This window comes from Pseudomonas sp. Kh14 (assembly GCF_900291005.1).
Taxonomy (GTDB): Bacteria; Pseudomonadota; Gammaproteobacteria; order Pseudomonadales; family Pseudomonadaceae; genus Aquipseudomonas; species Aquipseudomonas alloputida.
Genome location: NZ_OLKJ01000025.1, coordinates 1 through 23,215, shown reverse-complemented (window position 1 = coordinate 23,215; position 23,215 = coordinate 1). Strand labels below are relative to the sequence as shown.

At 61.2% G+C, this 23,215-nt stretch carries 26 protein-coding genes and 3 tRNA genes; 11 read left to right on the top strand and 18 right to left on the bottom strand.

All coding sequences use genetic code 11. The annotated features are described in order from the left end of the window. Positions 1-2: 2 nt before the first annotated feature. Positions 3-323: an I78 family peptidase inhibitor gene (locus FQ668_RS12395; RefSeq protein WP_014591556.1), complete on the bottom strand. Its 321-nt coding sequence runs from the start codon at positions 321-323 to the stop codon at positions 3-5. 274 nt (positions 324-597) lie between these two features. Between FQ668_RS12395 and FQ668_RS12390 the strand changes: the two genes are divergently transcribed. After that, entirely contained in the window at positions 598-810 is a 213-nt protein-coding gene (locus FQ668_RS12390) for a hypothetical protein (RefSeq protein ID WP_003250649.1), read from the top strand. Here FQ668_RS12390 and FQ668_RS12385 read toward each other — a convergent pair. The 7 genes from FQ668_RS12385 to FQ668_RS12355 all read right to left on the bottom strand — a co-directional run bounded on the left by FQ668_RS12385 (position 782) and on the right by FQ668_RS12355 (position 7,719). Further along, positions 782-1,783, bottom strand: coding sequence for a nucleoside hydrolase (locus FQ668_RS12385; RefSeq protein ID WP_019438784.1), 1,002 nt, complete (start codon positions 1,781-1,783; stop codon positions 782-784). The genes FQ668_RS12390 and FQ668_RS12385 overlap by 29 nt on opposite strands. A gap of 64 nt (positions 1,784-1,847) precedes the next feature. Next, positions 1,848-2,246, bottom strand: coding sequence for a D-ribose pyranase (gene rbsD / locus FQ668_RS12380; protein WP_003250646.1), 399 nt, complete (start codon positions 2,244-2,246; stop codon positions 1,848-1,850). Next, positions 2,243-3,151 carry a ribokinase gene (gene rbsK, locus FQ668_RS12375; protein WP_014591558.1) on the bottom strand — a complete coding sequence of 303 codons (909 nt, stop codon included), beginning with the start codon at positions 3,149-3,151 and terminating at the stop codon, positions 2,243-2,245. The genes rbsD and rbsK overlap by 4 nt, the downstream gene beginning before the upstream one ends. A 15-nt stretch (positions 3,152-3,166) precedes the next feature. Continuing rightward, positions 3,167-4,189 (bottom strand): LacI family DNA-binding transcriptional regulator, encoded by a 1,023-nt coding sequence (locus FQ668_RS12370; protein WP_014591559.1) that lies wholly within the window; start codon positions 4,187-4,189, stop codon positions 3,167-3,169. Positions 4,190-4,193: 4 nt separating this feature from the next. Further along, positions 4,194-5,189, bottom strand: a complete 996-nt coding sequence (locus FQ668_RS12365) for an ABC transporter permease (protein WP_014591560.1) — start codon at positions 5,187-5,189, stop codon at positions 4,194-4,196. After that, the gene (locus FQ668_RS12360) at positions 5,186-6,739 is read right to left on the bottom strand and encodes a sugar ABC transporter ATP-binding protein (protein WP_019438783.1); all 1,554 of its coding nucleotides are present in this window, start codon (positions 6,737-6,739) and stop codon (positions 5,186-5,188) included. The genes FQ668_RS12365 and FQ668_RS12360 overlap by 4 nt, the downstream gene beginning before the upstream one ends. 20 nt (positions 6,740-6,759) lie before the next feature. Then, a complete protein-coding gene (locus FQ668_RS12355) occupies positions 6,760-7,719 on the bottom strand; it encodes a sugar ABC transporter substrate-binding protein (protein ID WP_014591562.1) in 960 nt (319 codons plus the stop codon). Between the two features lie 367 nt (positions 7,720-8,086). Here FQ668_RS12355 and FQ668_RS12350 point away from each other — a divergent pair, with 367 nt between their 5' ends. Then, positions 8,087-9,175: an asparaginase gene (locus FQ668_RS12350; protein ID WP_003250634.1), complete on the top strand. Its 1,089-nt coding sequence runs from the start codon at positions 8,087-8,089 to the stop codon at positions 9,173-9,175. Between the two features lie 124 nt (positions 9,176-9,299). Here the strand turns inward: FQ668_RS12350 and FQ668_RS12345 are convergent, their stop codons facing one another. Then, positions 9,300-11,174, bottom strand: coding sequence for a sigma 54-interacting transcriptional regulator (locus FQ668_RS12345; RefSeq protein WP_019438782.1), 1,875 nt, complete (start codon positions 11,172-11,174; stop codon positions 9,300-9,302). Between the two features lie 201 nt (positions 11,175-11,375). Here FQ668_RS12345 and cynS point away from each other — a divergent pair, with 201 nt between their 5' ends. The 4 genes from cynS to FQ668_RS12325 all read left to right on the top strand — a co-directional run bounded on the left by cynS (position 11,376) and on the right by FQ668_RS12325 (position 13,848). Further along, complete coding sequence (gene cynS / locus FQ668_RS12340) at positions 11,376-11,816, top strand: cyanase (protein ID WP_014591564.1); 441 nt, start codon at positions 11,376-11,378, stop codon at positions 11,814-11,816. Positions 11,817-11,880: 64 nt separating this feature from the next. Further along, a complete protein-coding gene (locus FQ668_RS12335; RefSeq protein WP_019438781.1) occupies positions 11,881-12,705 on the top strand; it encodes a formate/nitrite transporter family protein in 825 nt (274 codons plus the stop codon). A gap of 201 nt (positions 12,706-12,906) precedes the next feature. After that, entirely contained in the window at positions 12,907-13,149 is a 243-nt protein-coding gene (locus tag FQ668_RS12330; protein WP_019438780.1) for a DUF1654 domain-containing protein, read from the top strand. A gap of 6 nt (positions 13,150-13,155) precedes the next feature. Next, complete coding sequence (locus tag FQ668_RS12325; protein ID WP_019438779.1) at positions 13,156-13,848, top strand: endonuclease; 693 nt, start codon at positions 13,156-13,158, stop codon at positions 13,846-13,848. 3 nt (positions 13,849-13,851) lie between these two features. On the opposite strand, the gene FQ668_RS12320 is transcribed toward FQ668_RS12325, so the two are convergent. From FQ668_RS12320 to FQ668_RS12300, 5 genes are all read right to left on the bottom strand, one after another. Next, entirely contained in the window at positions 13,852-14,277 is a 426-nt protein-coding gene (locus FQ668_RS12320; RefSeq protein WP_019438778.1) for a bifunctional (p)ppGpp synthetase/guanosine-3',5'-bis(diphosphate) 3'-pyrophosphohydrolase, read from the bottom strand. 238 nt (positions 14,278-14,515) lie between these two features. Further along, a complete protein-coding gene (locus FQ668_RS12315; RefSeq protein ID WP_014591568.1) occupies positions 14,516-15,085 on the bottom strand; it encodes an SPOR domain-containing protein in 570 nt (189 codons plus the stop codon). 131 nt (positions 15,086-15,216) lie between these two features. Continuing rightward, positions 15,217-15,293 (bottom strand) — tRNA-Val (locus FQ668_RS12310). Positions 15,294-15,465: 172 nt separating this feature from the next. Beyond that, positions 15,466-15,542: transfer RNA gene (locus FQ668_RS12305), tRNA-Val, on the bottom strand. Positions 15,543-15,714: 172 nt separating this feature from the next. After that, positions 15,715-15,791, bottom strand: a tRNA-Val gene (locus tag FQ668_RS12300). A gap of 202 nt (positions 15,792-15,993) precedes the next feature. Here FQ668_RS12300 and FQ668_RS12295 point away from each other — a divergent pair. Beyond that, positions 15,994-17,277, top strand: coding sequence for an FAD-binding oxidoreductase (locus FQ668_RS12295; protein ID WP_003250557.1), 1,284 nt, complete (start codon positions 15,994-15,996; stop codon positions 17,275-17,277). A 111-nt stretch (positions 17,278-17,388) separates the two neighbouring features. On the opposite strand, the gene FQ668_RS12290 is transcribed toward FQ668_RS12295, so the two are convergent. Continuing rightward, positions 17,389-18,123 carry a peptidase C39 family protein gene (locus tag FQ668_RS12290; protein WP_014591569.1) on the bottom strand — a complete coding sequence of 245 codons (735 nt, stop codon included), beginning with the start codon at positions 18,121-18,123 and terminating at the stop codon, positions 17,389-17,391. Between the two features lie 166 nt (positions 18,124-18,289). On the opposite strand from FQ668_RS12290, the gene FQ668_RS28540 reads away from it, so the two are divergent. Beyond that, a complete protein-coding gene (locus tag FQ668_RS28540) occupies positions 18,290-18,463 on the top strand; it encodes a hypothetical protein (protein ID WP_003250553.1) in 174 nt (57 codons plus the stop codon). Positions 18,464-18,589: 126 nt separating this feature from the next. Here FQ668_RS28540 and FQ668_RS12285 read toward each other — a convergent pair whose 3' ends face one another. Both FQ668_RS12285 and FQ668_RS12280 read right to left on the bottom strand, forming a co-directional pair. Beyond that, the gene (locus FQ668_RS12285) at positions 18,590-19,342 is read right to left on the bottom strand and encodes a TerC family protein (RefSeq protein ID WP_003250551.1); all 753 of its coding nucleotides are present in this window, start codon (positions 19,340-19,342) and stop codon (positions 18,590-18,592) included. A gap of 28 nt (positions 19,343-19,370) precedes the next feature. Then, complete coding sequence (locus FQ668_RS12280) at positions 19,371-19,610, bottom strand: hypothetical protein (RefSeq protein WP_003250549.1); 240 nt, start codon at positions 19,608-19,610, stop codon at positions 19,371-19,373. Between the two features lie 132 nt (positions 19,611-19,742). On the opposite strand from FQ668_RS12280, the gene nhaR reads away from it, so the two are divergent. From nhaR to FQ668_RS12265, 3 genes are all read left to right on the top strand, one after another. Further along, positions 19,743-20,636, top strand: a complete 894-nt coding sequence (gene nhaR / locus FQ668_RS12275) for a transcriptional activator NhaR (protein ID WP_003250547.1) — start codon at positions 19,743-19,745, stop codon at positions 20,634-20,636. A gap of 97 nt (positions 20,637-20,733) precedes the next feature. Further along, positions 20,734-21,945, top strand: a complete 1,212-nt coding sequence (gene sstT, locus FQ668_RS12270) for a serine/threonine transporter SstT (RefSeq protein WP_019438777.1) — start codon at positions 20,734-20,736, stop codon at positions 21,943-21,945. 88 nt (positions 21,946-22,033) lie between these two features. After that, entirely contained in the window at positions 22,034-22,681 is a 648-nt protein-coding gene (locus FQ668_RS12265) for a YceH family protein (protein ID WP_014591571.1), read from the top strand. 4 nt (positions 22,682-22,685) lie between these two features. Here the strand turns inward: FQ668_RS12265 and FQ668_RS12260 are convergent, their stop codons facing one another. Next, positions 22,686-22,874, bottom strand: a complete 189-nt coding sequence (locus FQ668_RS12260) for a hypothetical protein (RefSeq protein ID WP_003250541.1) — start codon at positions 22,872-22,874, stop codon at positions 22,686-22,688. Positions 22,875-23,215: the final 341 nt, after the last annotated feature.

Sequence of the window (23,215 nt, the reverse complement as noted above, 5' to 3'; positions counted from 1 at the left end):
CATCAACCGCAGTTGACGCGGGTTACCCTGCCCTGCTCGTCCACGTTCAGATTCAGGCGCTCGGAGCGGTACTCCAGGGTGACCACGTCGTGCGGCTTGAGAATGCGCGCCATCTGCGAGCCGCTGGCCTTGCGTGCCTGCTCCAGCAATTCAGCGCTGGCCTGCTTGCCCATGGCAAAGTCGGCACCACTGGCTTCGCAGCGGCCATCGTTGCCCACTGGCGCGGCCGGCGCAGCACCACCATCAGCATTGCCACCAGTGCTGCAACCCGCCAGGACAGCAGCCACAGCCAGAGTTGCCAGGTAAGCACGGGTACGGAACATGAAGCCTCCTAAATCGGTCCGGGAACTGCCTGATCCGACAGCTCCGCTCATCATTTGTTGCAAAACCGGTCAAGTCTGCCTGAACTGCAGCGGCGAGGCGAAAAGCAATCGTGACCGAATTTTGCACAACACGCTGCGTTTGCCATATGCTTAGCTCGCACGGTCACCGGCGCAAAGCCATGATTTGCTGCAAGAAGTGGAGCGCATCCCGCCTCCATCGAACACCAGGGTCAGGTGTTCCTCCTTCGTTCCGGGCCCCTAGCGAGAGCTTTTCATGAGCACCCACAGCATCGATGCCGATATCAAGGTCAAATGGGCCGAGGGCCAGAGCGCGTACAGCCCTGGCACACCGGAAGAGTTGCTGTTGATCGCCATCGACCTGTTGGTGCGCGACAACGGTGCCGAGGCGGCACGCAGCTTCATCGACCAGGTGTTCGAGCGCTACGCGCCGCACGCGGCTATTCCAATCGCGCCAGACGGTCACTGAGCAGGTCGAACAGCCCCTGGGCATCACCCTGCTCCACCCACAGCACATTTGCCGGCCGCTTGAGTACACCGTACCAGTCTGCGATTGTCTGGCCGAAAGTGGGTCCTTCGCGGCTGTCGATGCTCATGTGGATACGCCGGCCGCTGAACAGCTCGGGCTTTAACAGGTAGGCGATGACGCTGGCGTCGTGCACAGGGCCACCAGGTATGCCATACACGTCCATATCGTGGGTGATGTAGGCATTGAGGATATCCACCACGCGCTTGCTCGCCTGGTTGTTCACGGCTGCCAGTTGCTTCAGGCGGGCGTTACTGGTCAGCAGCTTGTGCGTGACATCCAGCGGCAGGTAGGTCAGCTGCACGCCGCTGGCCAGCACCACTTCGGCGGCGTGCGGGTCGGCGTAGAGGTTGAACTCCGCCACTGGGGTGATGTTGCCGCCGTTGAAATGCGCTCCCCCCATGACCACCACCTCTTTGATGCCTTTGGCGATGCTCGGGCGCTGGATCAGCGCCAGGGCCAGGTTGGTCTGCGGGCCGAGCATGGCGACGGTGATGCTGTGCGGTTTGGCTGCGCCGAGGGTATCGACCAGGTATTGCACGGCATTGCCCTGGGCCAGGGGCGCTTTCGGCTCGTGCACCTGTACGCCGGTGAGGCCTTCTTCGCCATGAACGTCGGCGGCGTAGATCGGCGTGCGCACCAATGGGCGGCCGGCACCAGCGTACACCGGGATGTCTTCACGCCCCGCCCATTCGCGGGCCAGGCGGGCATTGCGCGAGGTCTTGTCCAGGCGAACGTTGCCGGCCACGGTGGTGATGGCGCGGATACTGAGTTCGTTGGGCGAAGCCATGGCCAGAAACAGCGCCACCACATCGTCGGCGCCGGGATCGGTGTCGATGATCAGATCGATGGGTGCGGCCTGGAGGGTGGAGGCTGTGGCCATGAAGACGACTCCTTGTAGCAGGGACTTGAGCATGGGTGGCACTCCTGTTGCCTATGAATCATGCGTTTACACAGCCCGACGTCCTTTGTGGAAGCGGTTAGAAGGTGACGCCGGAGATGAGGGCAATGTTGCTGTAGGGCTGGCACTCGCCTGTACGCACCACCGCACGAGCACTGCGCGACAGCACTTTGAAATCCTCATGGGTCAGCCATTCGCGCTTGCCCAGCTTGCCCTTCAGTCGCTCGATTTCGACCAGCGCGGGTGGCACCACTTTCTGCATTTCTTCTGCCAGCACGTGCCGCTCCACCTGCAATTCGCTCAGCACCACCCGCAGCACGCTGGCGAAGTCCGGCAGGCCAGGCGTAATGGCCAGGTCGATCAGTTCCACACCCGGCGGCACCGGCAGCCCGGCATCGCCAATCACCAGGATATCGCCATGCCCCATGCCGGCAATGACCCGCGACAGGGCAACGTTCAACAGCGGGGTTTTCTTCATGGCGTCAGCTCCGCCAGGTAGGGAATCGACGGTTGGGCACCAGCACGGGTAACCGACAATGCTGCGGCACGCTGGCCAAAGGCGATCGCCTCCCCCTCCTCCAGCCCACGCACCAGGCCGGCAGCAAAGCCACCAATGAAGGTATCGCCGGCAGCGGTGGTGTCCAGCGGTTGCACGTGCGGCGCCGGATAGTGCTGATGACCTTGGGCAGTAACCAGCAAGGCACCTTGCGCACCCAAGGTGATGATCACTTTGCCTGCCCCCAGTTGCAGCAAGCGCTCGCCTGCGCGCCGGGCACTGTCCTGGTCGGTCACCGCCACACCGGTCAAGGCTTCGGCCTCGCTTTCGTTAGGGGTAAGGTAATCGATATGCGCAAACCAGTCCGCAGGCAAAGGGCCGGTAGCAGGCGCCGGGTTCAGGATGACCTGCTTGCCCAGCTCACGCGCCCTGGCCAGTGTGCAAGCCACAGTCTCAGTGGGCACTTCCAGTTGGCAGATGACCACCTCGGCGGCCTGCAGCAGTGCATCGAAGTGCAGCACCGACTGCGGCGTAAGTAGGCCGTTGGCGCCGGGAATGATGACAATACAGTTCTGGCTGGCAGCATCCACCGTGATCAGCGCCACACCACTGGACGTGCCCGGGCAGGTGCTGACACCCTGACAGTCGATACCCTCGACATACAATGCCCGGTGCAGCTGCCGACCGTAATCATCATCCCCCACATTACCGATCATCGCCACGCTGCCCCCCAGCCGCGCTACCGCCACCGCCTGGTTGGCACCCTTGCCGCCCGGCACCGTGAAAAAGCTATCGCCGGGGAGGGTTTCGCCGGCCCGTGGCAGGCGCTGGGCGCGGACCACCAGGTCCATGTTGAGGCTGCCGACCACCACAACCTTGGCATTCATGACGTTTCCTTAGCGTTAGCGGTATTCATTGAACAGGTCCGGGCGCGGCCCGGTGGACTCACGCAAGACGATACGCGGGGCGACAATGCGCTGCTCCGCCGCGCCTTGCCGGGGCGTAGCGATACGCGTCAGCAGCAACGAGGCAGCGCTCTCGCCCAGTTCGCGGATCGACTGGCCCACGGTGGTCAGTGGTGGGTACACGTAGCGGCTCAGTTCGATGTCGTCGAAGCCGATCACCGACAGCTCGCCGGGTACGCTGATATTGCGTTCGGCTGCAGCGCGCAGCACACCAAAGCCGATCATGTCGTTGCCGGCAAAAATCGCCGAGGGCCGCTTGCCTTCCAGCACCTGCGCCGCCGCTGCATGGCCACCCGGGCTGGTGAAGTCGCAGTGCAGTACACGGCTGCCCGGTACGGGCGCACCGGCTTCGGCCATGGCACGGCGGAAGCCGCTCAGGCGCAGCTGGGTAACCCCGGTTTCGGCGGGGCCGCCGATATAGGCGACGTCGCGATGGCCAAGTTCCAGCAGATGCCGGGTGGCCAGGTACGCCCCCTGCTCGTGGTCAATGCGCACCAGGTCGGCATCGACGCCTTCCAGTTCACGGTCGACGATGACCATTGGCGTGCGCACACTGGCCAGGCTTTGCAGCAGGTCGTCGTCCTGGCCCACCGAGGCCACTACCAGGCCGTCGATGCGCTTTTCCAGCAGCACGCGCAGGTAGCTGCGCTGCTTCTGCGGGTTGTCGTCGGAGTTGCACAGGATTACGCAATAGCCGTTGCGCTCGCAGGCATCTTCGATACCCCGCGCCAGCTCGGCGAAGTACGGGTTGACGCTGTTGGGCACCAACAGGCCGATGGTGGCCGTGCTGCGCGCTTTCAGCGAGCGCGCCACCGCACTGGGCACGTAATCCAGTTCGATGATGGCGGCTTCCACTTTCAGCCGCACCTGCTCGCTGACCGGACGGGTCTTGTTGAGTACATGGGACACGGTGGTGTAGGAAATACCCGCCAGTGCCGCGACGTCTTTGATGGTTGCCATGTTGTCAGTTCCGCCGGCCTGCGCGCCGGCTACGGTAAGTGTCGAGCACCACGGCGATGACGATCACCGCCCCGGTGATGATGCGTTTGGTCGGCTCGCTGGCACCGATCTGCGCCAGCCCGGCGGCCAATACGGAAATGATCAGTACGCCAAAGAAGGTGCTGATGACCGATCCACGCCCGCCCATCAGGCTGGTGCCGCCGATCACGACCGCGGCAATGACCTGCAGCTCCAGGCCAGCGCCGGCATTGGGGTCGGCCGCTTCCAGCCGCGAGATCTGGAACAGCGCGGCCAGGCCGGCGAGCAGCCCCATCAGGGCGAACACCAGCACTTTGTAAGGGCGCGGATCGATACCGGCCAGGCGCACGGCCTCTTCGTTGGTGCCGATACCGATCAGGTAACGACCGAACACCGTGCGCGTCAGGACCAACTGGGCGAGCACGATCACCAACAAGGCGATGATGAACGCTGGCGAAACACCAAAGGCGACCGGGTTGGAGAACCAGGCGTAGGCGTCGCCGATATAGGCGGTGCGCGAGTCGGTGAACTGGTAGGCCAGGCCACGGGCCATCTCCAGCACACCAAGCGAAACGATGAACGAGGGGATGCGCCAGGCCACGGTGACGCCACCGGTAATGCTGCCGGCCAGTGCAGCCACGGCCATGCCCAGCAGCGCCGAGGGCAGCACGCCCCAGCCCCAGCCGAGTATCGCCACGCTCACCGTCGAGGCGGCCAGTGCCAGGACCGAGCCCACCGACAGGTCGATGCCGCCGATGATCAGCACGAAGGTCATGCCCACCGCCAGCACCATCAGGTCCGGGATCTGGTTGGCCAGCGTGCTGAAGGTGCCATACGACCAGAAGTGGCTGCTGAGGAACGAGAACAGCACGATCATCGCCAGCAAGGCGCCAGCCAGGCCCAGGTAGGTGCCCAGGCCAAAGTACGTACCGCTGCGGCGCACGGGGGCGGCTTCCTGATTGTTGAGCGGGGTGGTTTTCATGCATCCATCCTGGGGGCTGCATCATGCAGCAGCGCGTCACGTTTCTGATAACCGGCGAAGGCGGCGGCAAGCAACTGGTCCTGGCTCCAATGATCACGCGCGAAGGTGTCGATCAGGCGGCCGGCGGACAGCACGGCGATGCGGTCGCAAATCAGCATCAGTTCGCGCAGGTCACTGGACACCACCACCAAGGCCTTGCCTTGACGCGCCAGCTCGGCCAGCAGGCCATAAATGTCGAACTTGGCGCCCACATCGATGCCACGCGTGGGTTCGTCGAACAGCAGCACCTGGCAATCGCGCTCCAGCCAGCGGCCGATCACTACCTTCTGCTGGTTACCGCCAGACAGCTCACCCACCACTTGCTGCGCGCCAGCACTGCGAATGCGCATGGCCAGGATCTGGCGTTCGGCCAAGGCCTTTTCCGCTTCACCATCGAGCACACCGGCGCGCGATACCGCGCCCAGGTTGCCCAACGCAATGTTGGCGCTGATCGACTGCGTCAACAGCAGGCCCTCGCCTTTGCGGTCTTCGGTTATCAGCGCGATACCGGCCCGCACTGCAGCCTTGGGCGAGTCGATGTTTACCGCCTGCGGCGGCTGGCCCAGCGCGATACCGCCGCTGTCGGCGCGATCGGCACCGTAGATCAGGCGCAGCAGCTCGGTACGGCCGGCGCCGATCAGGCCGGAAATGCCAAAAATCTCCCCTGCCCTGACTTCGAACGACACCTCGCGCACCTTGTCGCCGCGGCACAGCTTGTCGACCTTGAGCAGCGGTGCACCCATCTGTCGTCGACCCAGGTCGATATGCTCGCCCAGCTCGCGGCCGACCATCAGGTTGACCAGTTCGGCGCTGCTGTAGCGCTGGATCGGCTCGTCGCACACCAGCTTGCCATCGCGCAGTACAACGATGCGTTGGGCCACACGCTGCAACTCTTCCAGGCGATGCGAGATATAGACGATGGCCACGCCGCGGGCGCGCAGGCGCTCGATCTGGGTGAACAGCAACGCCACCTCGCGCGCAGTGAGCATGGCAGTGGGTTCGTCCAGGATCAGCACATGGCAGTCACCGATCAGGTTGCGGGCAATCTCGACCATTTGCTGATGGCCGATGCCCAGTTCGCCGACAGGGGTGTCCGGGTCGATGGCGTCGAGCCCGACCCGAGCCATCGCAGCCGTTGCGAGCTGGCGCAAGCGCTTGTGGCTGATCCAGCCGAAGCGGCTGGGCAGGTTGTCGAGAAACAGGTTTTCCGCCACGGTCAGCGTCGGCAGCAGGTTCAGCTCCTGCATGACCATGCGCACCCCAAGGCGTTCGGCCTCGCCGCGACTGCCGGGCGCGTAGGCCTGGCCGCGGTAGGTCATGTGCCCGGTGGTGGGCACCTCCAGGCCGCTGATGAGCTTGGACAACGTACTCTTGCCCGCGCCGTTCTCGCCGGTCAGGGCCAGCACTTCGCCGGCGCGCAGGCTCAGGCTGACCTCGCCAAGTACGGGCTGGGCGTAGGTCTTGCCCAGGCCGCTGGCGGCAAGCACCACTTCATTGGCCGATGCAGGCATGGCCGATTCTCCTGGCAGCATCAGGGCTTCTTGGTGATGAGTTCGACCGGGGTCTGAATGACGTTGTCGGCATTCACATCAGGCTTTTCGCCCTTGACCATTTTCAGCGCCGCCTGAATGCCATACACCGCCTGCTGGCTGGCGGCCTGGTCGAGGGTGGCAAGCACCCGACCGTCTTCAAGCATTGGCTTGATGGCATTGATGTTGTCATAGCCCACCACTTGCACCTGGCCGGTCTTGCCAGCGGCACGCACGGCGGACACAGCGCCCAGGGCCATGCTGTCGTTGCCGGCCAGCAAGGCCTTCAGGTCGGGGTATTCGTTGAGCATGGAGGCGGCGACGGCGTTGCCTTTGTCGATCTCCCAATTGCCGCTTTGTACCGAGACGATTTTCATCTGCGCGGCGTCCATGGCGTCCTTGAAGCCGGCGGTGCGCTGCTGGGCATTGGTGGTGGTCGACACGCCTTCGATGATGCCCACCTGGTCGCCGGCCTTGAGCTTCTGGCTGGCCAGGTAATCGCCAACCAGGCGCGCGCCCTTGCGGTTGTCGGGGCCGACGAAGGGAACGCTGATGCCTTTGCTCTTTAGCAGATCAGGGTCCAGACGGTTGTCGATGTTGATCACCACCACGCCCTGGTCCATGGCCTTCTTCACCGCCGACACAAGCGCCTTGGAATCAGCCGGGGCAATCACCAGCGCTTTGGCGCCGGCATTGACCATCTGCTCGACGATGCGGATCTGCTCGCCAGTGTCGGTCTCGTTCTTGATGCCGTTGGCGATCAGCTCGAACTCGTCGGCGTGGGTTTTCTGGTAGTCCTTGGCGCCGTCTTCCATGGTGCGGAAGAACTCGTTGGCCAGCGACTTCATGACAAGGGCGACCTTAGGCTTGTCTTCAGCGTGGGCGGCAGACAATGGCAAGGTGAGGCTAAGCGAGGAAATGACAGCGAGGGCCAGCAGACGACCGGCGAACGGCAGCTTCATGAACGATGACTCCGAATCTTGTGTTTTTTGTCGGATCGCAAACGTTTGCGTTGACCAACTATGGTAACAGGACCGTTGTTTGTCAAATCCGTTTGGCTTTCGGAGGCCAAAGTGCTGCTGGGGCCGATTATGCAGTCTTTTCCGAAAAACCGAACACCTTTTCCTTTATTTGTTCGGAATTACGAATGCAATGCCGCCTTTGGCAGGCGCGGCTCGGTGCAACATCACACATTGTCGGGGCTGCTACACAGCCCATTGCAACGCAAGGCCGCTCCAACCCGGGCAACGCGTGGTGCCTTGGTACGAAAAATGCCTATAGCCCTGCGCGACTCAATAACTAACTCACTAGGAAGCGAGAACAATAACGATGAATGCCGCACTCAAAACCTTCGCCCCAAGCGCACTCGCCCTGCTGCTGATCCTGCCATCCAGCGCCTCGGCCAAAGAAGCCGAAACCCAACAGAAGCTGGCCAATGTGGTCATCCTCGCCACCGGCGGCACCATTGCCGGCGCCGGTGCCAGCGCTGCCAACAGCGCCACTTACCAGGCTGCCAAGCTGGGCGTCGACAAGCTCATCGCCGGCGTGCCGGAACTGGCCGACATCGCCAATGTACGTGGCGAGCAAGTGATGCAGATCGCCTCCGAGAGCATCAGCAATGACGACCTGCTGAAGCTGGGCAAGCGCGTCGCCGAGCTGGCCGAAAGCAAGGACGTCGACGGTATCGTCATCACCCACGGCACCGACACCCTCGAAGAAACCGCCTACTTCCTCAACCTGGTAGAGAAGACCGACAAGCCAATCGTGGTGGTCGGCTCGATGCGCCCGGGCACCGCCATGTCCGCCGATGGCATGCTCAACCTGTACAACGCCGTGGCCGTAGCCAGCGACAAGCAGTCGCGTGGCAAGGGCGTGCTGGTGACCATGAACGACGAGATCCAGTCCGGCCGCGATGTGAGCAAGGCGGTCAACATCAAGACCGAAGCCTTCAAGAGCGCCTGGGGCCCGATGGGCATGGTAGTGGAAGGCAAATCGTACTGGTTCCGCCTGCCGGCAAAGCGCCATACGGTCAATTCCGAGTTCGATATCAAGCAGATCAGCAGCCTGCCGCAGGTGGACATTGCCTATGGCTATGGCAACGTCACGGACACCGCCTACAAGGCGTTGGCACAGAACGGCGCCAAGGCGCTGATCCATGCCGGTACCGGCAACGGTTCGGTATCGTCGCGGGTAGTCCCGGCGCTGCAAGAACTGCGCAAGAACGGCGTGCAGATCATCCGCTCGTCGCATGTCAACCAGGGTGGTTTCGTACTGCGTAACGCCGAACAGCCGGATGACAAGAATGACTGGGTCGTGGCTCACGACCTGAACCCGCAAAAAGCGCGGATCCTGGCGATGGTGGCAATGACCAAGACCCAGGACAGCAAAGAGCTGCAACGCATCTTCTGGGAGTACTGATCAACCACCCATGGCCGGTGCCCCACGTCACCGGCCATTCTTCCTTTCCAGATCAACCCCGCCCCGCCGCCACTCAACTGGTGCTCGCATCAGTGGGTTTCTTCTCAGGCTTGCACGAGTGGCTTTATTTGTAATCTCTCGGATCAACGCCCCACTTTTTGAGTCGAGACGCGAAGGTTGTGGGCTTCAACCCCAGCAATTGCGCAGCACCACCCTCGCCGGAGACTTTCCCCGCTGTTCGTTTGAGCACAGAGATCGCATTCAGCTTCATCTGCCGCTCCCAGTCTTTGTCGGCAGTCGGTTCAGGCTCGCATTGTGCAATTGAAGATACTGGGCCACTGGACGGAGCGCTTGGCGCCAGAACCTCATGAAAGCTCACGCGACCGTCTCGGGAGACTATGGTCTGTCGCTCAATCACATTTTGAAGCTCGCGAATGTTGCCTGGCCAGGTGTACTGCTGAAGCACCGCGACTTGGGTCAGCGACATGCGAATGCCCGGTTTGTTGAACGCCAGGCTAGCCCTTTCAAGAAAATGGCTGGCGAGCAACGGAATGTCCTCAAGTCGCTCCCGCAACGGCACCGAGCGTATAGGGAACACATTCAAACGGAAGTATAAATCTTCCCGGAACGCCCCTCGGGCGACCATATCGCGCAGGTCACGGTTCGTTGCGGCGATAACTCGCACATCAACGGCCCTGGTGCGATTGTCGCCTACAGGCTCAAACTGGCGGTCCTGTAGAACACGGAGCAACTTGCTTTGTAACTCCAGCGGAATCTCTCCCACCTCATCGAGAAACAAGGTTCCGCCGTCTGCCAATTCAAAGCGACCCACTCGGTTGCTGACCGCTCCGGTGAAGGCCCCTTTGAGGTGGCCGAAGAACTCGCTCTCGAACAATTCACGGGGCACCGCGGCGCAATTGACCCGAATCAGAGGGCGGTCGCGCCGGGGGCTGCTGGCATGAATAGCGCGAGCCACAAGCTCTTTACCCGTGCCTGACTCGCCGGTGACCAACACGTTGGCGTCGGTAGCTGCGACCAGCTCGATCTGCTGTAACAGATGCTTGACCGCTGGGCTTTCGCCGACGATCTCGTGGTGATTGCCGTGAGCGTTGATTTCCTCCTGCAGGTATTGGTTTTCCATCTCCAGCCGAGTCTTCAACTGCTCTACTTCACTTAGCGCATCGCGCAGGCGCGCTTCAGTGCGTTGTCGTTCGCGGATGTCCCGAAAAAGCACCACCGCCCCCACCAGCCTTCCCATCTCGAAGATTGGAGTGCTGGTGTACTCGACGGCGATTGGTTCGCCGCTCTTGTGCCAGAACACCTCGTGGTCCACGCGATGAACTTGTCCATCGCTGAACGAAGCATGGATGGGGCACTGATTGACCTCGAACGCACGTCCATCGCTATGGCTGTGGTGGAACAAATGGTGGGCATCCTGGCCAATCATGTCGACGGCACTCCACCCCAAGATACGCTCGGCGGCGGGGTTGATGAACGTGGTCTGGCCCCGGGTATCGAGCCCATAGATGCCCTCGCCAACTGCACCAAGAATCAGCCGGTTTTGCTGCTGGATGCGCTCGAACACCTGGCTGATCCGCTCCCACCCCACGTGGCCCAAACGGTGTTGCCGGCGCGCCTCAGCACGATTACGGCGCTGCTCCAGAAGATCCCGGCGCTGCACCGTCAGTACAATTTTCCCACCCTCAACCGCGCTAGCCGCAACCTCCACCGCTATTTGCCGCAGTTGCAGATCCACCAGCAGCAGGTCGTCCGACCACGCTTCGCCTTGAGTCAGTACCTCATCCGTAAAGCTCACCCACAATGCGATTCCCCCTCGCAGAAAATGGCTAAAGGCATGACCGGGTAGCTCATTTACGGTGCAGCCCAGTAAATCAAGCGCGGCGTTGTTGGCTTGCAGTACCCGATCGTCTACCGGGTGGACTAACAGCATGGCAACGGCGGAGTCGGCCGCGAGTCCGAGGGCGACGGTGTCTGTCACTGATGCATATCCTTCAACCGTTTTTTACGAAATTTCGTAAACAATATTACGACAGTTCGTAATTCACGAAATTTCGTCAACCAAATTCGCTGTCAATAAAAAAATAAACTAATAAAATCAGATAGTTAAAAAATAATGGAGGTTGGCACATCTCTCGCTATGGGTTTGTTCACTTTAAACCAACCTGCGGGAGCAGAAATAATGGACAAACTTGAAATGCATCACCTGATCATGGCCGCGAAAGCACGCAAGGGCCTGAGCTGGGATGATCTTGCCAACGCAGTGGGCAAGGCCCCGGTATGGCTTGCATCGGTCTGCTACGGCATGAACAGCGCGCCGCTGGAAGTTGCAACGCATCTTTGCGAGGTATTGGAGCTGGATGATCAAGTCGCCACCACCTTAACCGCTTTCCCAGTCAAGGGCTGGGACAAGTCCATCCCTCAAGACCCGCTGATCTATCGACTGTACGAAGTCGTGGGCGTCTATGGCCCGACCCTGAAAGACGTGATCCAGGAAAAATTTGGCGACGGCATCATGAGTGCCATCGACTTTTCCATGCATGTCGAGCGAATCGAAGATCCCAAAGGCGACCGGGTTCTGTTGACCCTCAATGGCAAGTTCTTGCCATACCGTTCCTGGTAAACCCATCCAACCCTCGGCATCCCTCCGGGGGTGCCGCCTATTACCCGCAGTTGAGGGAGCCGCCATGTCTTATCTGCTACCCACCGATTTTGTCACCAAGATGCTCGATGCCGGCGCATCAAAGGTCCACATGTCCACTCGCGACACGCTGATCCGCAGCTACATGGCCGGGGCAATTCTGGCCCTGGCAGCCGTCTTCGCAGTGACCATCGCAGTGCAGACAGGCTCAGCCCTGCTAGGCGCAGTTCTGTTTCCGGTTGGTTTTTCAATGCTCTACCTTATGGGCTTCGACCTGCTCACTGGGGTCTTCATGCTCACCCCGCTGGCATTACTGGACAAACGTCCCGGTGTCACCGTTAGGGGAATTCTGCGCAACTGGGGCCTGGTGTTCGTCGGCAACTTCGCCGGCGCCCTTACGGTCGCCTGCATGATGGCCTTCGTCTTTACCTATGGCTTCCATGCTTCCCCCGGTGCCGTGGGAGAGAAAATTGCCAGCATCGGTGAGGCCCGCACCTTGGGTTACGAGCAATACGGGCTGGCAGGCTGGCTGACGATCTTCCTGCGTGGCGTACTGTGCAACTGGATGGTGTCGATGGGCGTGGTCGGCGCGATGATCTCCACCTCTGTGAGCGGCAAGGTGATCGCCATGTGGATGCCGATCATGCTGTTTTTCTTCATGGGCTTCGAGCACTCGGTCGTGAATATGTTCCTGTTCCCTTCCGCAATGATCATGGGCGGCGATTTCTCGCTCATGGACTACCTGGCATGGAACGAAATCCCTACTGTACTGGGCAACCTGGTGGGCGGCCTGGCCTTTACAGGCCTGACGCTGTACGGCACCCACATCCGTACGGCCTCGAAGAAAGTTACCAGCGCAACAGCCTGCTGAAGCGATAAAGAAGGCAGGCAGCCTCAGTCGCCGCCTGTCTCACTTCAGGTTTTGCTTTGCACTGCTATAACCCGAACATCGTTTACATTTCAGATCGGTGCCATGGCTTACAGACCAACGCTGGATTTCCCCTGACAAGCTGTTGCGAATTTACTTACAGTGAAATACTGTATGCACATACAGCAAAACAAGGAAACTCCTGTGTCCAGCATCGCCTCCGCCAGCCCGAGCAGCTATGAACAGCTGGGTGTACGCATCCAGAAGATCATCAACAGCCCCACCGCCCAGCGCAGCCGTGCGGCGCTGATCTTCCGCCTGGAACAGGAAAGCCCGGATGACTGGGAGACCCTGCTTCAGGAGATCGCAGAAAACGACAACGTCACCCTCGCCCATCGCGACGATGGCGGTGTGCAGATTTTCTGGACTGTACCGAAGGAAGATTGACTGCGCATGAGAGTTTCGCTTTTCGCAGCAGCTTGCCTGTTACTGACCACTCCGCTTGTTCAAGCCGACGCCCCGCGCACCTTCCAGGAGGCCAAGAAGGTCGCCTGGAAGCTCTATGCGCCGCAATCGACCGAGTTCTATTGCGGCTGTAAATACAAAGGCAACAAGGTCGACCTGGCATCTTGCGGCTATGCCCCACGCAAGAATGCCCAGCGGGCGTCGCGCATCGAGTGGGAGCACATCGTACCTGCCTGGCAGATCGGCCATCAGCGCCAGTGTTGGCAGAGCGGCGGGCGCAAGCAGTGCTCGCAGCATGACGAAGTGTACAAACGCGCCGAAGCCGACCTGCACAACCTGGTGCCAAGCATCGGCGAGGTCAACGGCGACCGCAGCAACTTCAGCTTCGGCTGGCTACCAGAACAACGCGGCCAGTATGGCCGCTGCCTGACCCAGGTCGACTTCAAGGCCAAGAAGGTAATGCCGCGGCCGTCGATCCGCGGCATGATCGCCCGCACCTACTTCTACATGAGTAAGCAGTACAACCTGCGCCTGTCCAAACAGGACCGCCAGCTGTTCGAAGCCTGGAACAAGACCTACCCGCCGCAAGCCTGGGAGCAGCAACGCAACCAACAGGTAGCCTGCGTGATGGGGCGGGGAAACGAGTTCGTGGGGCCAGTCAACCTCAAGGCGTGCGGTTGATCCTCAGGCCAGCGCTTGTAAATAGGCAGTGGCCTGCCGGTAACGGGCCAGCCGCGCCAGGTCGGCGGGACCCGGGCAAGGGATGCGCGAGAGGTCGCTGTTGTCGGCCAGATCGGCCAGCTTGACGGTGCGCGCCAACGGGTCTTCTCCCAGGCGCACCACGAAATCCTGGTAAGGCTCACCTTCGCGGCGGCTAAGCGCCAGCAACGCAGCCAGGATCTTCAGCGCGAAGCCCTCACGCGCCAGGTCGGACAGGGTCAGTGGGGTGTCTTCGATCACATCGTGAAGCACCGCCACTATCCGCTGCTCAGGTGTGGAAACCCGCATCATCACGCGTAACGGGTGGAGGATATAAGCCACCCCACCCTTATCGTATTGCCCTTCATGCGCCCTGGCGGCCACGGCAATGGCCCGTTCCAGTGTAGACATGAGGCCCTCCCCGTTTGGCATCTCCCAACCCAAGCATAGCCAAACTTGTGTGAACAGCGCCTGACACAAGCCTTGGCTTCGGCGCCACTGTACTGGCTTAGGCTCTGTACGATAAGCCTTGATACTTGTTCATGCTGCGTTGAAAACAGCCTCGGATGCTCATGTACTCAAGTACACTCCGCTTCCCCAGCTGTTTTCGCCTTGCCTGACCTGCATCTCAAGACTTTTCGAACAGACCCTAGCGTGCTGCGCCGTGCTGGATGACCACCGAATCGGTACCTAGCTTGGCCATGACTTCATCCCTGCGCGCCTGCGCTTCTTCGCGGGTGGGGAACGGCCCCAGCAGCACCACCGGCTTGCCGTCACGGTACTCCACTGAAGACGGGATGCCCTTTTCGATCAGGCGCGCCGTCATGTCGCTGAGCGCGCCCATGTTGGCGCCCTGTACCACTTCCACGTCCCAACCCTGGGGCGCCGGCTGGTCTGCCAGCGCCTCGGCACGCCGCTGCAGGTCGGCTCCGCCGCAAAGCTCGCGGATACGCAGGTTATTGCCAGTATCGTCGACGATGATGTCGTATTGGCCATCGCGCTTGATCGCCACGTAGCTGCGGTAGGCTTCGTACTGCCCGGCATCGTCCTTGCCGCGGACCTGACCGCAGATGGTGCCCTGGGTGTCGATCCGCACGTTGCCGAACTTGGCGGTCTTGGGGTTGTGCAGGTGTTCGGCCACCTGCTTGTGCACGCCTTCGACCTCGTTCTCACAGCCCGCCAGGGCGAGCACTGCCATTACCACAGCCAGTTTGCGCACGCGTGTACCTCCAGATTCGAAGGGGCGGATTCTAGCACGCCGGGGTATGCCCGAACCGCGACCAAACGTTACACGCTGCTTCGGGGGCAAATGCAAAAAGGGCGATCATTTCTGATCGCCCTTTTTCGATTTGGTAGGCACAATTGGACTCGAACCAACGACCCCCACCATGTCAAGGTGGTGCTCTAACCAACTGAGCTATGTGCCTGTCGTGTGGTGCGCATATTAGTGGTCCGATGCGTACCTGTAAAGCTTTTTTTTGAGAAAAATCAAAAACTTTCGAATGCAAGCGCTTCGCGTCCAGACCGCGGTTTTCCCGCACACGCGGCAATGGACAATGAAAAAAGGGGTGACCCTTTCGGATCACCCCTCTTTCGATTTGGTAGGCACAATTGGACTCGAACCAACGACCCCCACCATGTCAAGGTGGTGCTCTAACCAACTGAGCTATGTGCCTGTCGTGTGGTGCGCATATTAGTGGTCCGATGCGTACCTGTAAAGCTTTTTTTTGAGAAAAATCAAAAACTTTCGAATGCAAGCGCTTCGCGTCCAGACCGCGGTTTTCCCGCACACGCGGCAATGGACAATGAAAAAAGGGGTGACCCTTTCGGATCACCCCTCTTTCGATTTGGTAGGCACAATTGGACTCGAACCAACGACCCCCACCATGTCAAGGTGGTGCTCTAACCAACTGAGCTATGTGCCTGTCGTGTGGTGCGCATTCTACGCATTACAAAAACCCTGTCAACACTTTTTTTCGCGCTAACCTACTGAATCTTAAACTCTTTATAGAGAGGCTGGCTGAGGGGGGCCCGTAAAGGATTTTCACCAGACGACTAGCGGGTGTTTATTATTATTGATAGCATCGGTACATTCGTTAAAAATATAAAACACGAGGTTCCTGCAGCATGGCTAACACCCCCTACCCCCAGTCCTACTACGCCGCCTCGGCCAACCCGGTGCCGCCACGTCCGGCGCTGCAGGGTGAGGTGGAAACCGATGTGTGCATCATCGGTGCTGGCTACACCGGCCTGTCCAGCGCCCTGTTCCTTCTGGAGAACGGCTTCAAGGTGAGCATCGTCGAAGCGGCCAAGGTCGGCTTCGGCGCATCGGGCCGCAACGGCGGCCAGATCGTCAACAGCTACAGCCGCGACATTGACGTCATCGAGCGCACCGTTGGCCCCAAGCAGGCACAGCTGCTGGGCCACATGGCCTTCGAGGGCGGGCGCATCATTCGTGAACGCGTAGCCAAGTACAACATTCAGTGCGACCTGAAAGATGGTGGCGTATTCGCCGCCCTTACCAGCAAGCAGATGGGCCACCTGGAATCGCAAAAGCGCCTGTGGGAACGCTTTGGCCATAATCAGCTGGAGCTGATGGACCAGAAGCGCATCCGCGAAGTGGTTGCCTGCGACAGCTACATCGGCGGCATGCTCGACATGAGCGGCGGCCACATCCACCCGCTGAACCTGGCCCTGGGCGAAGCTGCCGCGGTCGAGTCGCTGGGTGGCATCATCTATGAGCAAACCCCGGCCGTGCGCATCGAACGTGGTGCCAACCCGGTGGTGCATACCCCGCAGGGCAAGGTCCGCGCCAAGTTCATCATCGTTGCCGGCAACGCCTACCTGGGCAACCTGGTACCCGAGCTGGCCGCCAAGTCCATGCCATGCGGCACGCAGGTGATCACCACCGAGCCACTGGGCGAAGAACTGGCACGCACCCTACTGCCGCAGGACTACTGCGTCGAGGACTGCAACTACCTGCTCGACTACTACCGCCTGACCAGCGACAAGCGCCTGATTTTCGGTGGCGGCGTGGTGTACGGCGCGCGTGACCCGGCCAACATCGAGGCGATCATCCGCCCGAAAATGCTCAAAGCCTTCCCGCAGCTGAAGAACGTGAAGATCGACTACGCCTGGACCGGCAACTTCCTGCTGACCTTGTCGCGCCTGCCACAGGTTGGCCGGATCGGCGACAACATCTACTACTCGCAGGGTTGCTCGGGCCACGGCGTGACCTATACCCACTTGGCGGGCAAGGTGCTGGCCGAGGCCCTGCGCGGCCAGGCAGAGCGTTTCGACGCCTTTGCCGGCCTGCCGCACTACCCGTTCCCGGGTGGCCAGATGCTGCGCGTCCCCTTCAGCGCCATCGGTGCCTGGTACTACAGCCTGCGCGATCGCCTGGGCTTCTGATTCAGGCAGGCCTGGCCTCTTCGCTGGCAAACCTGCGCCCACACGGAGTGTGCAATTAGCACAAATCCTGTGGACGCGGGCTTGCCGGCGAAGAGGCCGGCACTGGCAACGCTATCTGTTCAGGCTATTGACCGCCTGCTTCGCCGCACTCTCTTGCCCCGCCTTGGCCAACTCATCCGCAGCGTGCAACCAACGCTGGCGATCAACCTGGGCCGGCAGTTGCCGAGGTGGCTGCACCAGCACCGCCCAACTCCCCTGCTTCTCCCATGCCGATGCAAATTCATCGAATGCCATCACCTGTCGCCGGTGCATGCCCGAGCGCAGCAGCACCCGCTGCTTGTAACGGTCATACCCCATCAACACCGCATAGCGCGGCTCGCTCCACCAGGCCGAACCTTCCTCGTAACGCAGCAGTACCGGGTTGCCCGCCGCCACCTGGGTCAGCAGCGCGTCCAGTTGCTTGTCCAGCGGGTACACCACCCTACCGTAATCCCGTGCCACACGGGGAATAGCGGTATCCAGCGTTTCGGCCCCCTGAGGCAGGTTGAGCGGCTTATCCAGCAAGCCCGGCGTAATAGGCGCCCCCTGCTGCGACAGCACTGCCGCCAGCGCCATGGCCCCGCTGTGGTTGGCGTTGCCACGGTAGAACGGCACGCTGCTGATCTCGACTCGCTGCGGCAGGCCTTTGAGGTTGCCGGGCGGTGCGCTGGCGCAGCCGGCCAGGGTGGCAGCCAGCAGACAGGCAGCCAGTAGCCGCCGGGGGGCAGCCTTGAAGGAATGTTGCTCCATGGACACTCGCTTGTTCCAACGCCAGGCAGGCAGCGCCCGGCTCTGGCCACCGATCATAGGTCCGACAGCGGCGCGGGTATAGTCCGACAGCGCCTTGGAGCGAATCGGCCCTAGAGATAGACCATTGTTCGATGGAACGTCACAGACGAAGGGCTAGACTAAAGCAGTGTCTGGAAGGTAAACGCGGCCCAATCAAGCGCTTGCCGCAAAGATGGAGGCACAGATGAGCCTGACCATGGCAATTCTCATGCTGGTAGGTATGTGGCTGAGCGTCGCAGCCGCCATGCTGTGGGGTGTACTGCGTATCGTGCGGCGTCATGCGCACCACCTGCCACCGCAGGCACCCGCCAAGCCACAGCCAGTAAGACGGCCGCGGCGGCATGCCGGGGTGAGCTAACCTCAGGATTTCCCGAAGCCCACTGACTGACAAGCCCGCTGCACAGGTATTCGCGTTGCCAGTGCCACGCGAATACCTGTGCAGCGGGCTTGTCCGCAAGAGGGGCGCGAAGCGCCCTTTTTTACATCAACCTTCAGCCGCCTCACGCTTCAAACGCGCTCGGCGGGCCAGGATGTTGAGGACCTCGATAGCCGTCGAGAACGCCATGGCCGCATATACATAGCCCTTGGGTACATGGGCGCCAAAGCCTTCGGCGATCAGCGTCATGCCGATCATGATGAGGAAGCCCAGCGCCAGCATGACCACAGTCGGGTTGTCGTTGATGAAATTGGCCAGCGGGTCGGCAGCCACCATCATCACGATCACAGCCGTGATAACGGCGATAATCATGATGGGCAGGTGCTCGGTCATGCCCACGGCGGTGATGATACTGTCGACCGAGAAGACGATGTCCAGCAGCAGGATCTGGAAGATCGCCGCAGCAAAGCCCAGGGTAACCGTGGAGGAGACTTTGGCTTCCTCCTTGGCGCCATGCGGGTCGACGTTTTCGTGAATTTCCTTGGTCGCCTTCCACAGCAGGAACAGACCACCGGCAATCAGGATCACATCCTTCCACGAGAAGGCGTTGCCGAACACTTCGAACACCGGGTCGGTCAACTGGACGATCCAGGCCACGGTGCTGAGCAAGGCCAGCCGCATGACCAAGGCCATGCTGATACCGATACGCCGCGCCTTGGAGCGGTACTCCACCGGCAATTTGTTGGTCAGGATCGAGATGAAGATCAGGTTGTCGATGCCCAGTACAACTTCCATGGCCACCAGCGTAGCCAGGGCAACCCAGGCGGTAGGGCTAGCGGCGAGTTCCAGCAAATATTCCATTGTTCAAATCCTGCAGCAGCGGTTGGGGTCAGATTTCCTGGGTTTCTTCTTTCTTCTCGGCATCCTTGGGCTTCTGCCCTTCGCCGCCGATGGCTTCGCTCAGCGCCTGCTGGGCAGCCTTGTTGGTGTCGTCGATGGCTTGTTTGGCCGACTGCGCGGCCTGGTCGAGCATCTGCTGGGCGGATTTCTCGGCCTGGTCGCAGCCTGCCAGGGTGAACAGGGCCAAAGCCAGCACCAATGGGGTGCCAATGGATTTGAGTTGCAGCATGGTGTCCTCGCTTGAAATAACCCGGCGGCGCATGGCGCCTGATAGCCGTGCATTCTAGAGACGGCAATAGTTCAGGAAAATTCGTATTTTCATGGCATATACTTCGGTTTTTACGAATCGGAACGACCGACGGTGCTTAATTATCGCCAGCTGCATTACTTCTGGGCCGTGGCCAAGACGGGCAGCATCACCCGCGCCAGCCAACAGCTGAACCTTACACCACAAACCATTAGCGGGCAGATCACCCTGTTCGAGCAAACCTACGGCCTGGAACTGTTCCAGCGCGCCGGCCGGCAGCTGGAACTGACAGAAACCGGCCGTCAGGCCCTGGTGTATGCAGAGCAGATGTTTCAGATCGGCAGCGAGCTTGAAGCCATGCTGCGTGCCGGCCCTCAAGAGCAGATCCTGTTCCGTGTGGGGGTGGCTGACGTGGTGCCCAAATCCATTGTCTACCGCCTGCTGGCACCGACCATGGACCTGGAGGAGGTGCTGCGCATCAACTGCCGCGAAGACAAACTTGAGCGGTTACTGGCAGACCTGGCTATTCAACGTCTGGACCTGGTGATTTCCGACAGCCCCATGCCTAACCACCTGGACATCAAGTGCTACAGCCAAAAGCTGGGCGAGTGCGGGCTGAGCTTCTTCGCCACCCCGGCGCTGGCACAACGGCTTGAAGGTCCTTTTCCAGCTTGCCTGCAGGATGCTCCGCTGCTGGTTCCCGGCCAGGAGACCGTGGTACGCAGCCGCCTGCTGCGGTGGCTGGGCGAGCAGCAGGTGCAGCCACGGATCGTGGGGGAGTTCGATGACAGTGCCTTGATGCAAGCGTTCGGGCAGTCGGGCAGCGGCATTTTCGTTGCGCCCAGCGTAATCGCCGAGGAGGTGTGCCGTCAGTATGGCGTGCAACTGATCGGGCAGACCGAGGCCGTGCACGAGTCGTTCTATGCCATTTCGGTGGAGCGCAAGGTCAAGCACCCAGGGATCGTGGCGATTACCGAGGGGGCCCGGCGGGAGTTGTTTCACTGGTAGCCGCAAAAGCCTGATTGACAAAGAACACGGCCCGACATGCGCTATAGGTGCTCTATGGTAAAGTCCGCCCTTTCCAGATTCCGAGATACCGCTGCACATGACCCCTTTCCTCCGCATCCTCAACCGCACCAGCCTGGTGACCCAGATCGTCATTGGCCTGCTCGCCGGCATCGCCCTCGCCCTGCTGGCACCTGCCATCGCCCGCGACCTGGCCTTTCTTGGCAAAGTGTTTGTCAGCGCCCTGAAGGCGGTTGCGCCCGTGCTGGTGTTCATCCTGGTCATGGCTTCGGTCGCCAACCATCGTCACGGCCAGGAAACCCACATTCGCCCGATCCTCTGGCTGTACCTGCTGGGCACCTTTGCCGCTGCAGTGGTGGCCGTGGTTGCCAGCATGCTGTTCCCCTCGCACCTGGCGCTAAGCACCAGCGAGGCCACGCTGAGCGCGCCAGGCGGCATCGCCGAAGTGCTGCAGAACCTGTTGCTGAACGCGGTAGACAACCCGGTCAATGCCCTGCTCAACGCCAACTTCATCGGCGTGCTGACATGGGCCATCGGCTTGGGCGTGGCCCTGCGCCATGCCGGCGAAACGACCCGTACCGTGGTCGAAGACCTGTCCAATGGTGTAACCCTGATCGTGCGCGTGGTCATCCGCTTCGCCCCGCTGGGCATTTTTGGCCTGGTCAGTTCCACCCTGGCACAGTCTGGCCTGGACGCCCTGCTCGGCTACCTGCACCTCCTGGCGGTACTGATCGGCTGCATGCTGTTCGTGGCGCTGGTGATGAACCCGCTGATCGTGTTCTGGAAGATCCGCCGCAACCCCTACCCGCTGACGCTGCTGTGCCTGCGTGAAAGCGGCATTACCGCGTTCTTCACCCGCAGCTCGGCCGCCAACATCCCGGTGAACCTGGCGTTGTCGGAACGCCTTGGCCTGCATGAAGACACCTACTCGGTGTCGATCCCGCTGGGCGCGACCATCAACATGGCCGGTGCGGCGATCACCATTACCGTGCTGACCCTGGCCGCAGTGCATACCCTGGGTATCCAGGTGGACCTGCCGACTGCCGTGCTGCTCAGCGTGGTGGCGGCAGTGTGCGCCTGCGGCGCCTCGGGCGTGGCCGGGGGTTCGCTGCTGCTGATTCCGCTGGCATGCAGCCTGTTTGGCATCCCAAGCGAAATTGCCATGCAGGTGGTTGCGGTGGGCTTCATCATCGGCGTGTTGCAGGATTCGGCCGAAACGGCGCTGAATTCTTCGACCGATGTGCTGTTCACTGCCGCGGCATGTCAGGCTCAAGAGCAGCGCCACGGCTAAGAGGGCCGGGGCCGCTTTGCGGCCCCAATTGCCTTACGCGATGGCATTACCTACCCTAGTGGCCTTTCCCCAGCCACGAGACAGGGCCATGTCAGAACACGAAACCGCAGGTGAAGGCCGCTTCAACAGCATCGAGATCCGCGTTCTCGGCTCGCTGATCGAAAAGCAGGCCACCAGCCCGGAAAGCTACCCGCTGACCCTCAATGCCCTGGTCCTGGCCTGCAACCAGAAGACCAGCCGCGAGCCGGTGATGAACCTCACCCAAGGCCAGGTCGGCCAAGCCTTGCGCGCCCTCGAAGGTCAGGGCATGACCCGCCTGCAGATGGGCAGCCGTGCCGACCGCTGGGAACATCGGGTAGACAAGGCACTGGAGCTGGTGCCAGCGCAGTTGGTGCTGATGGGCCTGATGTTCCTGCGAGGCCCGCAAACCCTCAACGAACTGTTGACCCGTAGCAACCGCCTGCACGACTTTGACGACACCGAGCAGATCCAGCATCAGCTGGAGCGCCTGATCACGCGGGACCTGGCCTTGCACCTGCCACGCCAGGCCGGCCAGCGTGAAGACCGCTACACCCATGCCTTGGGCGACCCGGCGGAAATCGAGGCGATTCTCGCTGCACGGCAGCAGGAAGGCGGCGTGCGCACCAGTGGCGGCAGTGTGTCAGAAGAACGCATCGAGGCCCTCGAAGCCCGCATTACGGCGCTGGAAGCACGCCTGGCCGAGCTGGAAGGCTGAGCCGTCACGGCTCGGGGTCAGGGAAATTGCGGCAGCTCTTGCGCTCGGCCAGCTCCCGGTCAGTGGGGCGCTGGTCGACGAACACAGCGCGACCGTCGGCGTAGATTTCCAGGTAGCCCCAGTGCAGGTCCTGCTCTTGCTGCCCGGGCTTTGGGGGGACTAGCCACCAGGGTTCGCGGCTGATCAGGGTCATGGGTGTGATTCCTGAGAGGTCTGCAGTAAGCATAGACACCTTCAGGTCCTGCTTTGCTTGCACCGGCCCTTTCGCGGGTAAACCCGCTCCTACGGCGGCCTGTGTCCAGCCTCCGATGTGTGTCTACCACCGATCTGTGTAGGAGCGGGTTTACCCGCGAATACGGTAGCGGCAGCAACGGTGAACGACTGGTGGAGATTGGCCAGCAGGCCCGGCCTCTTCGCGGGTAAACCCGCTCCTACAACGGCCTGTGTCCAACCCTCGGATGTGTGTCTACCACCGATCTGTGTAGGAGCGGGTTTACCCGCGAATACGGTAGCGGCAGCAACGGTGAACGACTG

Coding starts and splice junctions, on each gene's coding strand:
- rbsK (WP_014591558.1), bottom strand. CDS start 3,151: ATGAATGCCAAGGTTGTGGTGGTCGGCAGCCTCAACATGGACCTGGTG.
- FQ668_RS12260 (WP_003250541.1), bottom strand. CDS start 22,874: ATGACCCTGATCAGCCGCGAACCCTGGTGGCTAGTCCCCCCAAAGCCC.
- sstT (WP_019438777.1), top strand. CDS start 20,734: ATGACCCCTTTCCTCCGCATCCTCAACCGCACCAGCCTGGTGACCCAG.
- FQ668_RS12320 (WP_019438778.1), bottom strand. CDS start 14,277: ATGTCTACACTGGAACGGGCCATTGCCGTGGCCGCCAGGGCGCATGAA.
- FQ668_RS12395 (WP_014591556.1), bottom strand. CDS start 323: ATGTTCCGTACCCGTGCTTACCTGGCAACTCTGGCTGTGGCTGCTGTC.
- FQ668_RS12290 (WP_014591569.1), bottom strand. CDS start 18,123: ATGATCGGTGGCCAGAGCCGGGCGCTGCCTGCCTGGCGTTGGAACAAG.
- FQ668_RS12265 (WP_014591571.1), top strand. CDS start 22,034: ATGTCAGAACACGAAACCGCAGGTGAAGGCCGCTTCAACAGCATCGAG.
- FQ668_RS12350 (WP_003250634.1), top strand. CDS start 8,087: ATGAATGCCGCACTCAAAACCTTCGCCCCAAGCGCACTCGCCCTGCTG.
- FQ668_RS12360 (WP_019438783.1), bottom strand. CDS start 6,739: ATGCCTGCATCGGCCAATGAAGTGGTGCTTGCCGCCAGCGGCCTGGGC.
- FQ668_RS12370 (WP_014591559.1), bottom strand. CDS start 4,189: ATGGCAACCATCAAAGACGTCGCGGCACTGGCGGGTATTTCCTACACC.
- FQ668_RS12390 (WP_003250649.1), top strand. CDS start 598: ATGAGCACCCACAGCATCGATGCCGATATCAAGGTCAAATGGGCCGAG.
- FQ668_RS28540 (WP_003250553.1), top strand. CDS start 18,290: ATGAGCCTGACCATGGCAATTCTCATGCTGGTAGGTATGTGGCTGAGC.
- FQ668_RS12385 (WP_019438784.1), bottom strand. CDS start 1,783: ATGCTCAAGTCCCTGCTACAAGGAGTCGTCTTCATGGCCACAGCCTCC.
- FQ668_RS12325 (WP_019438779.1), top strand. CDS start 13,156: ATGAGAGTTTCGCTTTTCGCAGCAGCTTGCCTGTTACTGACCACTCCG.
- FQ668_RS12280 (WP_003250549.1), bottom strand. CDS start 19,610: ATGCTGCAACTCAAATCCATTGGCACCCCATTGGTGCTGGCTTTGGCC.
- FQ668_RS12295 (WP_003250557.1), top strand. CDS start 15,994: ATGGCTAACACCCCCTACCCCCAGTCCTACTACGCCGCCTCGGCCAAC.
- cynS (WP_014591564.1), top strand. CDS start 11,376: ATGGACAAACTTGAAATGCATCACCTGATCATGGCCGCGAAAGCACGC.
- FQ668_RS12335 (WP_019438781.1), top strand. CDS start 11,881: ATGTCTTATCTGCTACCCACCGATTTTGTCACCAAGATGCTCGATGCC.
- FQ668_RS12285 (WP_003250551.1), bottom strand. CDS start 19,342: ATGGAATATTTGCTGGAACTCGCCGCTAGCCCTACCGCCTGGGTTGCC.
- FQ668_RS12355 (WP_014591562.1), bottom strand. CDS start 7,719: ATGAAGCTGCCGTTCGCCGGTCGTCTGCTGGCCCTCGCTGTCATTTCC.
- rbsD (WP_003250646.1), bottom strand. CDS start 2,246: ATGAAGAAAACCCCGCTGTTGAACGTTGCCCTGTCGCGGGTCATTGCC.
- FQ668_RS12365 (WP_014591560.1), bottom strand. CDS start 5,189: ATGAAAACCACCCCGCTCAACAATCAGGAAGCCGCCCCCGTGCGCCGC.